The organism is Mycobacterium sp. (assembly GCF_049280035.1).
GTDB lineage: Bacteria > Actinomycetota > Actinomycetes > Mycobacteriales > Mycobacteriaceae > Mycobacterium.
In genome coordinates this window covers 1-9,618 of record NZ_JBAPPI010000425.1, presented here as the reverse complement: position 1 = coordinate 9,618, position 9,618 = coordinate 1, and the positions used below count along the sequence as shown (strand labels likewise).

10 protein-coding genes and 1 pseudogene are annotated in these 9,618 nt (G+C 65.3%); 1 reads left to right on the top strand and 10 read right to left on the bottom strand.

The window, feature by feature from the left end:
* The 9 genes from WAN71_RS14210 to WAN71_RS14170 form a co-directional block, all read right to left on the bottom strand.
* On the bottom strand, window positions 1-886 hold an 886-nt coding region (locus tag WAN71_RS14210; RefSeq protein WP_422225949.1), incomplete at its 3' end, for a serine/threonine-protein kinase.
* Window positions 887-1,375: 489 nt separating this feature from the next.
* Window positions 1,376-1,573, bottom strand: a complete 198-nt coding sequence (locus WAN71_RS14205; protein WP_422225948.1) for a ferredoxin — start codon at window positions 1,571-1,573, stop codon at window positions 1,376-1,378.
* Window positions 1,574-1,583: 10 nt separating this feature from the next.
* Entirely contained in the window at window positions 1,584-2,789 is a 1,206-nt protein-coding gene (locus WAN71_RS14200) for a cytochrome P450 (protein WP_422225947.1), read from the bottom strand.
* A gap of 104 nt (window positions 2,790-2,893) precedes the next feature.
* On the bottom strand, window positions 2,894-3,691 hold the full coding sequence (locus WAN71_RS14195; protein ID WP_422225946.1) for an NAD(P)-dependent oxidoreductase: 798 nt from the start codon (window positions 3,689-3,691) through the stop codon (window positions 2,894-2,896).
* The gene (locus WAN71_RS14190; RefSeq protein ID WP_422225945.1) at window positions 3,688-4,506 is read right to left on the bottom strand and encodes an NAD(P)-dependent oxidoreductase; all 819 of its coding nucleotides are present in this window, start codon (window positions 4,504-4,506) and stop codon (window positions 3,688-3,690) included. The genes WAN71_RS14195 and WAN71_RS14190 overlap by 4 nt, the downstream gene beginning before the upstream one ends.
* Complete coding sequence (locus WAN71_RS14185) at window positions 4,506-5,390, bottom strand: alpha/beta hydrolase (RefSeq protein WP_422225944.1); 885 nt, start codon at window positions 5,388-5,390, stop codon at window positions 4,506-4,508. Before WAN71_RS14185 ends, WAN71_RS14190 begins: the two co-directional genes overlap by 1 nt.
* Entirely contained in the window at window positions 5,387-7,042 is a 1,656-nt protein-coding gene (locus WAN71_RS14180; protein ID WP_422225943.1) for a thiolase C-terminal domain-containing protein, read from the bottom strand. The genes WAN71_RS14185 and WAN71_RS14180 overlap by 4 nt, the downstream gene beginning before the upstream one ends.
* A complete protein-coding gene (locus tag WAN71_RS14175; RefSeq protein WP_422225942.1) occupies window positions 7,039-7,335 on the bottom strand; it encodes a ferredoxin in 297 nt (98 codons plus the stop codon). Before WAN71_RS14175 ends, WAN71_RS14180 begins: the two co-directional genes overlap by 4 nt.
* The gene (locus WAN71_RS14170) at window positions 7,332-8,648 is read right to left on the bottom strand and encodes an NADH-ubiquinone oxidoreductase-F iron-sulfur binding region domain-containing protein (protein WP_422225941.1); all 1,317 of its coding nucleotides are present in this window, start codon (window positions 8,646-8,648) and stop codon (window positions 7,332-7,334) included. Before WAN71_RS14170 ends, WAN71_RS14175 begins: the two co-directional genes overlap by 4 nt.
* A gap of 27 nt (window positions 8,649-8,675) precedes the next feature.
* Between WAN71_RS14170 and WAN71_RS14165 the strand changes: the two genes are divergently transcribed.
* Entirely contained in the window at window positions 8,676-9,149 is a 474-nt protein-coding gene (locus WAN71_RS14165; RefSeq protein ID WP_422225940.1) for a hypothetical protein, read from the top strand.
* Between the two features lie 23 nt (window positions 9,150-9,172).
* On the opposite strand, the pseudogene WAN71_RS14160 reads toward WAN71_RS14165, so the two are convergent.
* Window positions 9,173-9,618: pseudogene (locus WAN71_RS14160) on the bottom strand (alpha/beta hydrolase); the annotation flags it as partial.

The window sequence follows — 9,618 nt, the reverse complement described above, 5'->3', positions numbered from 1 at the left end:
GCTGATCGTCAAGGCGGGCGGATGCGGGTCGGGTCGGGTCTAGCAGGGTTGGTTCGCTGGGTGGTGCCAGCGGCGTGGTGATGGCGTCGTGGGCGGCGTCGGCTAACTCGACGGTGGTGGCATAGCGCTGGTCGGGCTCTTTGGCCATGCCGGTGGCGATCACCTGGTCGACCTGCTTGGGGATGTTGGGATCGGTGCTCGACGGGCGCGGCGGCGGGGCCGTCAAATGCGCGGTGATTTGCTGTTCGAAGTTGTCTCCGGGAAATGGTGTGCTGCCGGTAAGACACTCATAGAGCACGCACGCCAACGCGTAGATGTCGGCGCGGGCGTCGACCTGGCCGGCTCGCAGCCGCTCCGGGGACATGTAGGGCCAGCTGCCGATGACGCTGCCGGTGCCGGTCATTCGGGTCTGGTCGGCGCCGCGGGCGATGCCGAAATCGATCAGGTACGCGAAATCGTCCTCATCGAGCAAAACGTTGGACGGCTTCACGTCACGGTGCACCAGACCGATCTTGTGCGCGGCGTGCAGCGCCTTGGCCACCTGCTCAATGATGCGCACCGCCCGCCCCGGCTCCAGCGGCCCGTCGGCCAGCACCTCCTGCAGATCGCGGCCTTCGATCAGCCGCATGTCCACATACAGCCGACCGTCGATCTCGCCGTAGGTGTGGATCGGAATGACGTGCGGGTTGTTCAGCTGCGCGGCCGCATCTGCTTCCCGGCGGAACCGCTGCACATACGTGCTGTCGCCAGCGAGATGCGGCGGGAGCAGTTTGATCGCCACCGTGCGGTTGTTGGTCGACGTGTCATGCGCGCGCCACACCTCGCCCATGCCGCCGCGGCCCAGCAACTCGATCAGGCGGTAGCGTCCGAACGGCGTGCCCTCCATAGCCGGCCTCCCGTGGGCAAAATGCGATTGCTGCTCACGATAAGCCGCGAGCGCACTCCCGGAGGAAAAAGAATAAAGATTTCCAATTAGCTGCGCTGAGCTGGGTTTTGGCGCAGAAGCCCGCGACGGTTTCTGAAGCGCAATCGACGCTAAAGGGCGGTGGTTCGCCGTCGGGTGGGTGGCCGTGTGAGGTGAGTTGCGTTGCAGCCCAGCTGGTTTGGCACGCCTCGCATGCTGCTCGGTTGTGTCGACGTTGGGTGGCGATGTAGTGGGCGTGGTTTTGGGCGCGGGTGTGTCGGCGTTCGGGAATCTTCGCGGCGCGCTCAGCGCACCGCGGCCGGTGAGGGATGGGGTCGAGTGTGGCGCTGGGTGCGCACAGGGTGGGAAACAGTAGCGCGCTGCCCGGGACTCGGTGGACTACACCCCGAACTCCCCACGAGAACGTGAGGAGCCGCACATACATTCGATTATCCCATCGTCCGACAAGCGCTATTCGCGGATCGAAATGGCCTGCCTAGGGCATTGCCGGACTGCCTCGCGGACTTGCTCTTCATTCTCGGGCGTGACGTCTTCTTGCAGGACGGTCAGCGTGTCGTCATCCTCGAGCCGAAACACCTCCGGGATGATGCCCATGCACACCCCGTTGCTTTCGCACAGCCCCCAGTCGACTTCGATCTTCTTGGTCATTCAAGCCCTCTCAGCGCAATACCTTCACCGGTACGTTCAGCCAGCCCGCGACATTCTGCATGGTGACCCGTTTGCAGCCGTCCCAATTCACCTCGTAGCGGGGCATGAAGTCGAGCAGCTTCTCCAGTGCGATCCTGCTTTCCATGCGGGCCAACGCAGCGCCCAGGCAACTGTGAATTCCGTATCCGAGGCCGAGGTGCTGTGCCTCGGTCTGGTCGCGCTCGATGTCGAAGGTGTCGGCGTCGGTGAAGGCATCCGGGTCGCGGTTCGCGGCGGCCTTCATCAAGAACACCGGCTTGCCGGCGGGAATCGTCCCACCGCTGGTGTGTGCCTCTTTCAAGGTCCAGCGGACGTTGTACTGAACTGGTCCCTCGTAGCGCAACAACTCTTCGACGGCGCCGGGGATCTTGCTGCGATCTTCGTTCAGCTTCTCCCACTGGTCTGGGTTGCGGGCGAAGAGCACGGCCGCGCTGCCGATCAACTTTGTGACGGTCTCGGCGCCGGCCCCGCCCAGAAGCGTGGCAAAACCGCATATTTCAATATCGTCGAGCTTGCGAGTCTGACCATCCTCGCCGGGGATTTCGGCGGCGATCAGCTTGCTGAGCATGTCGTCCTGCGGGTTTTCGCGCCGTTGCTGCACCAGCCCGAAGTAATACATCGCGGTGTCGATGTTGGCCTGCATGCCGGCTTCGCTGAGCTCGATTTGCCCCGGTTCCCGGTGCAGGCTGGTGTCGATCCAGTGCCGCACCTGCTGGCGGTACTCCTCCGGCACCCCGGCCATTGTGGTGATGACTTCGACCGGGAACGGCCCGGAGAAGTCCTGCACGACGTCGAAATGCTCGGGATCGGCCGCGCTCAGATACTTTTCGACCACTTCGACGACTGTGTCGTGCTGCGATTGAACAGCCCGTGGGGTGAAGGCCTTATTGAGCAGGCTGCGCATGTGGCGGTGCTCCGGCGGGTCCATGAAAATGATCGACCTCTGCTCGGGGCTTATGCCCTTGCGCACCATCGCCAGGTCGCAACCACGGCTCGAGGAGTAGGTCTCGAAGTCCTTGAGCGCGCCGGCCACGTCTTCGTGGCGGGTTAGCGCGTAGAAATCCTCTTTCTCGTCGTAGTACAGCGGTGCATCCTCGCGCATTCGTCGATAGATATCGAACGGATTGGTGAAGTACTCCTCGGAGAACGGATCAAAGACGACCTTCGGCTTGGTCATTGCACCCTCCTGGCCGCCAAGTGCGGCGCTTACACCGTTACGACGGAATGCTTGACTGTAACGCTAACGGTAGACGGTTCATCGCGTGTCGAAAAGACCTCATCTCATACCCGCATGGCCGCGCCGATGACGTCGTCGAGCACGCCCAGGTCACTGCCCAGCTCGGCGGCGACACTCCTGGCCACGGCAACGTCTTTGCCGACGAATTCCCCGGCTGTGTCGATGAAAGACGCAACGGATCCGCGCGCGGCGACGATGTCCAGCACCCGACTCCCCACGCTCCCGTGTGGAAGGGCGCTAAGCAGCGTCGATTCCGGCACGCCGAGCCGCGCACCCAGTTCCACAGCGCCCGATAGCGATCCGATGTGCGCAGCGAACAGCGCATTGTTGACTAGCTTCACCTTCTGCCCTGCTCCTAGCGGGCCGACATGCAAGATCGGATCGCCGTAGCAGCTCAACACCGGGCGGACGCGCGCCACCGCATTCTCGGCGCCCCCGACGAACAGCGTCAGGGCGCCGGCCGCGGCGTTGTGTGGGCCTCCGCTGACCGGTGCGTCGACTACGTCGACGTCGTGGGGAGTGGCACGCACGGCGATGGTCTCGACCGTGCGCGGACTTCCCGTGGTGTGCACCACCAACGCCGAGCCCGGCGACATCGTCGCGAGTAGGCCGTCGTCCAGACACACCTGCCGCACCTGTTCGTCGGTGAACACGCAGACCAACACCGCGTCCGCCTGCGCGCTCACCTCAGCGGTGTCGGCGACCGGCGCGGCACCCAATTGGGCTATGGCAGCACGCTTCTCGGCGGTGCGGCCGAGCACCACGACCTGGTGGCCGGCATCGACGAGACGGGCCACCATGGGACGTCCCATCCGTCCCGCGCCGATGAATCCGATTCTCACCGTGGGTGTTTCATCAGGGTCAGGGTGGCGTCAGCGGTGTCGAGCACCGCGCCGCCGGGAACGGCGGCGGCATTGGCAAGGTCGGCGACCAAACGGACGTCTTTCTGCAGCAGCGTTCCGGCGAGGCCGGCCAGGCGATCCAAACCGCCAGTGTCACCGCCAAGAGCGTTGAGTGCGAAGCTGTTTCCGCTGCCGCGTGAGATGACGTCGGTGAGCCGGTCTGGCAGAACGCCGAGCGCCTCTCCGAGCGCCAAAGCCGTAGCCGCGGTTCCCAGGTTAGCGGTGAACAGCAGGTTGTTCAGCAGCTTGGTGGTTTGCCCGGAGCCCAGATCGCCCGTGTGCACGATCGGGTTGGCGTAGGTCTCGAAGACCGGGCGACAGCTCTCGACGACGTCGGCGTCGCCGCCGACCATCACCAGCAGACGACGTTCCGCCACCGCCGGAGCGCCACCGCTGACCGGCGCGTCGATAACTGCGATACCTTGGGCGCCAGCTCTTTGCGCTAACTTATGGCACGTCTTGGGGTGCACGGTGCTATGGATGGCAATAACGCCGCCCGGCTTGAGTCCGGCCAGCACTCCGTTCTCGCCGCCAGTCACCTCCTCGACGTCGGCATCCCCGACCACGCAGAGGCAGACGAGATCGCTACTGGCCGCGAGTTCCGCCGGTGATCCGGCGACTTTGGCCGCGGTGTCGGCGAACGGCTCGAGCGACGCCGGTCGGCGCGCCCACAGCGTCGTAGGGAAGCCGGCTTCGGCGATTTGCCGCGCCATTGGGCCGCCCTGACTGCCTAAGCCAATGAATCCCACGCGCATCAACCGGCCTCCAAATCGCGACTTTCACGCGCGACGACACATTCCTCGGCGAACTCCAGAATCGTCGAGTGGTAGGCCGCGGCGGTGTGGCCGAGGCTGATGTTGTGTCCGGCCTCGGGTTGGTGATGGACCACGAACCGTGGCGCGCTGGAGAACATGGGCGTGATCTCGGTCATCGCCGAAGTATCGGTCTGCCAAACCTTTTCGTACTCAGCGATGCTGAAGTGCACTGGGACGCGCACTTCGGGTGCAAGCGCCGGAAAGTCCTGACGGGCCCAGTTGGAAACCATCAGGTCCTCATAGGGCGGAGCACCGGGATAAACCGTTGCGCCGTTGAGCACTTCGGGCGGATACAGTCGCTCCGGGTGCCACAACAACTCGCGGAGGCCGGCCGGGCGGCGGTCCCGGGTTGCCGTCTTGAGCATTTCGCGAGCCGCCGGATGGTAATGCCGACCGGTGCCCGCCAACTCGATGCCGAGCAGATCGCTACCGCGTTCGGCTTGCTCGTCTGTGGCCATCCGCATTGTCAATTCGCATCCGCCGGAATGGCCCATCAAAAACAACCCTGCACCGCGCGGCCGGTCGCCGAGGATGCGATCGACCGCCGCGTAAGCAAGCTGGACTCGCTGCTCGGGGCGGGCCATCGCCTCCGGGTAGGGAGCCGAGCTGCCGTAGCCGGGGCGATCGAGCGCCACCGCGGTGAATCCGTGTGCCGCGGCTGCTCGGAGGAAGGACGATTCCGGGTTGCCGGGGCAGTCGAAATACAGTGCGGTGGTGCCTCCACCATGAATGGCCACGATGACCGCTCGCGGGTCGGGCGCTTCGGCGACCAGGGCTGACATCGGTACGCCGTCGACGATGACGACCCGCGGATGGGGACTCATGTGTCGGCCCGCAGCAGCAGTACGCCGCTTGGTGTTAGGCCGCCACTGCTGACCACGCCGACGCGGGCGTCAGCGACTTGCCGCTGCCCGGCCTCGCCGCGCAGCTGGCTAACGGCTTCGTGCAGCAGACCCATGCCGTGCGTTCGGCCGTGCGACAGCTGACCACCATGCGTGTTGAGCGGCAGCTGGCCGTCACGGGCGATGTTCTTTCCGCCGTCCAGGAATTCCTTGGCCTCACCGATCCGACAGAACCCCAACGCTTCAATCCAGGACAGGCAGTTCATCGTGAACCCGTCGTATAACTCGGCGACGTCGACGTCCTCCGGCCGCAGCGAGGTACGCGACCAAAGGTGCGCCGACTGGCCGAGCACCTGCGGCTCATGGGTCAATGTGCTTTGGTCCCAGTCGATCCGCTCGATGATCTGCGTGCCCACCGCCTCCACCAACACCGGCGGCTTGGCCAGGTCGCGGGCGGCGTCGACGGCGGAGACAATGATGGCGATGGCCCCGTCGCAGGGCACGTCACAGTCGTAGAGCCCGAACGGCGTCGTGATAGGACGTGCGTTCAGGTAGTCGTCCATCGTCATCGGAGACCGGTAGACCGCTGATGGGTTCAGTTCGGCATTGGCGCGCTGGTTCAACGCAATCCAGCCCAATGTCTCTTTCGTCGTCCCGTACCGATGGAAGTGGCGCTGCGCGTTCTGCGCAAGTGTGTGAGCCGCCGAGGTGGCGCCGAACGGCATCAGCCAGCCGCCACTGCGGCCCATCGACGGGACAACCTTGCCCTGCTTCATCAACTCGCTGAAGGTGGCTTCCCATACCGTCCGGAAACAGAGCACGTGACGCGCCAGGCCGCCAGCGACGGCAAGCATCGCCGCGATCACCGAGCCACCCGGGCCGAAGGTCTCGATTCCGCCGTTGTGCCACGTCGGCCGGATGCCCAGCGCCGCCTCTAACGGGGTGACTCCGCCTTCGCCGAACCCGCCGAGGTTGCCCCCGCCGGGATAGGTTGATAGGCCGTCGATGTCGTCGAACGTCAGGCCCGCATCGGCGATCGCCGCCTCGCACGCGGCCACCGTCAGCGACAGCGACGGCACCATCAACCGGCGCCCGATCTCCGACATGCCGATCCCGGTGAGCGCCACCTTGTCTTCGAATTTCTCCGGCGTGACCATCGGGCGGACATATTCACCGAAGCGCTCCGGGGCGATTTCGTCGATTGGCAGCGCAGCGGGCCGGGTGTCTTCGGTGGGACGAAACAACGGCAGCCACACCTCCTCGACCTGCTCGAAGACGACCTCGACTTGCTGACCTAGCTGCAGTTGCTCAGGGTCGCAGCCAATGATGTTGGTGGTCAGCCGAACCCGGGGGTCTTCGGCGATCGCGACCTGGGCGACGACGTACGGGGCGGGCAAGCCGGGCAGGCTGAAACGGTGATTGACGGTGAATCCGGCCAGGATTGCGCGACCCGAGACTGTCCGCACCTCCAGGCGGTGCGAGCGGCAGTACCGGCAAATCGGCGCCGGCGGATGGATGAGCGCGGAGCAGTCAGCGCATTCCTGCAGCCGGAGCACGCCGTCGGCGCCTGAGCGCCAAAAGAATTCATTCTCGTCGGTGACCAAAGGCAACGGCCGTCCGGTGTTCTGCGTCAACGCGTGAAACCCCACTCCGCTTCGTTGGCCTCGGTTTTCAGGTGCGCGGCAGGATCTTCGTCGCTGTTTGACAGTGGGTGGGCCTCGTCCGGTCTACGTTCATCCAGCTCCATGATGGCGTGCACCGGGCAGTCCATCAGCGCATTCATGACCGCATCATGGTCTTCATCGGCCACGGTGCCGTCGCCGACCAACGACGCATATCCCCAATCGTCGAGGGAGAAGTAGCCGGGGGCGTGCTTGGCGCACACGCCGAAGCCGTCGCAGACGGTGCGGTCGAGGCGGATTTTCATGCCGGTGTCACCGCCTCCACCTGGTAGGGACGATCGGCATAGAAAGCGCCGGATTGGCATGTTTGGCAAGCATTGTGGAGATGCTGCTGCACCGCCTTCGGGAACTGGTCGAGCAGACTCGCCGCGGCGTTTGTGGCGGCGTCCAGTGTCGCGCATGCTCCGCGGCCGCGCAGCACGACGGACCAGCGGCGCAGTCGGGTCAGGTCCTCCTCGGTGGCGACGCCGTCGCGCAGCGCCCCGGCAACGGCAGCCATCGCCGCGGTCCCGTTGAAGCAAGAGCCGCACTGCCCGGCGTTTTCCCGATCGAAGTAGGCCAGCACTGAGGCGGCCACCGCCACCGGGCAGTCGTCGGTGATCACCGAAATCGCACCGCATCCCAGCCCGCTGCCCAGGCGTTGAAAAGTTTCGTGATCCACCGTCGCATCGAGCACGTCGCGGTTGAGCAGACCGGCGAAGTAGCCGCCCATCAACGCGCCCCGCACCCGGTCGGCGGAAACACCGTGCAGGGCAAGCAGTTCGGTGATTGGCAAGCCATGCGGGACCTCGTAGAGGCCCGGCGGCCGGTCAGCGCCGGTGACGGTCACCAGCAGAGTGCCCGGCGACCCCGGGGTGCCCTGGTCGCGGAACGCCGTCGAACCGTGTTGCTGGATGTAGGGCAGGTTGGCCAGGGTCTCGACGTTGCTCACCAGGGTGGGTCGCCCGTCAACGCCCACCTCGAACGGGCGGGGCGGTTTGTCCGTCGGCTTGACCGGGCCGCCATTGAGCGCGCGGACCGCGGCGGTCTCCTCTCCGGCGATGTATCCGGGGTCCACCACCCGCACGGCCACGCTGATGCCGCCTAGCGTGTCGGTGTCGATTTCGCTTAGCGCGGTTTCCACGCTGCGCGCCGACTCCGGGTCGGACACGTAGACGTGCGCGCGGTCGGCCGCCACGATCGCCACCGCCAACCGCAGACCATCGAGGACCAGGTGCGGCCGGTTGCGCAGCAGCCATCGGTCCTTGATCGAAGCCGGTTCTCCCTCTTCGCCGTTCGCGACGACGACGGTGCCGATGTCGCTGCGTATTCCGTTATCGCGGACCGTGCGCAGCTTCACCGCTAACGGGAATCCCGCGCCGCCTCGACCGAGCAATCCGCTACGCTCGACGTCGTCGAGCAACTCGTCGGCAGCCGCAAGCGGACGATAGCCGCCCCGGTCGCTGTAGGCGGCGTAGTCTTCGCGAACCGTCTGCAGCTCGGGCTGATCACGCAGCAGCCGTGGCGCGCAGCCGGACCAGGCGGCGATCGTGATGGTCGATGCGGCAGTGGTCTCCATCAACCCTCCGTCGCTAAAGTTGCGCACATGCGAACAGCAGTGGTGCGGGTCAGTGTTGACCCGTCCGGCTTGCTCACACCGGCACAGTTAGACCAGGGCATCAGCACGCTCCTCGGTCTCGCCGGCGAAGCCGGCGCTGAGGTGGTGCAGACCACCCTCGCGGGGATGCCGGCTGACCGCCGCGACGTGCAGCTGCTCATCACCGGTAACGATGCCGACGCCGTCAAGCAGATCGCATTGGAGTTGTGCGCCATGGCTTTCGGTACGACGCCGGTCGCCGGCGTTGTCACCTATGTCAGCAGGGGAACCGACGACGACGCCCATGGGGTGCTGGCCGGATTCGGGTTGACCGGACAGATCAGACGATCCCCCGGCGACGACGGGTTCGATGTGGTGTACGTGACGCTGCGTCAGGCGGATCTGGAGCGCATTCCGGAGAGCCGTCTTCATACCGCCCTGGAGGCGTCGCTTAACTGTGAGGTGCACATCCTCACCGAGTGACGGCTGGCGCGGAGTCGCTGTAGTCACCGTCCGAGGAACTCCAGGATCGGGGGTGCGGCCTGCACCCAGGTGTCGAACATGTTGAAGTGCTTCACCTTGCCCGCCGCACGTTCTTCGGACGCACGTTCCCACGCATCCTCCGGCCAGGGCGGATCGATCAATTTCGATCCCTTGATCAAGCAGCTGACTTCAAGCGAAGTCCGCTTGGGATGATCCCAGTCGTTCGCGCCGCCGCGAATGATCAGCGTGGGAACCTGGATGCGGTCGAACATCTCGTCCTCGACGCCGGGAATGGTCTGCCCGGGCTTGGACACGAAAGCGTTGAGCCAGCGCAACATCACTTTGAGGAACTCGTCCTTGTCAAGGTCAAGGAACCGTTGCTTGTTGGCCGGATTCTCCTCGATACGCTCACGCCACTCGGGCACCTGCAGCAGTCCCTCGACACCTGTTCCGCGGGCCGCCAGAATGC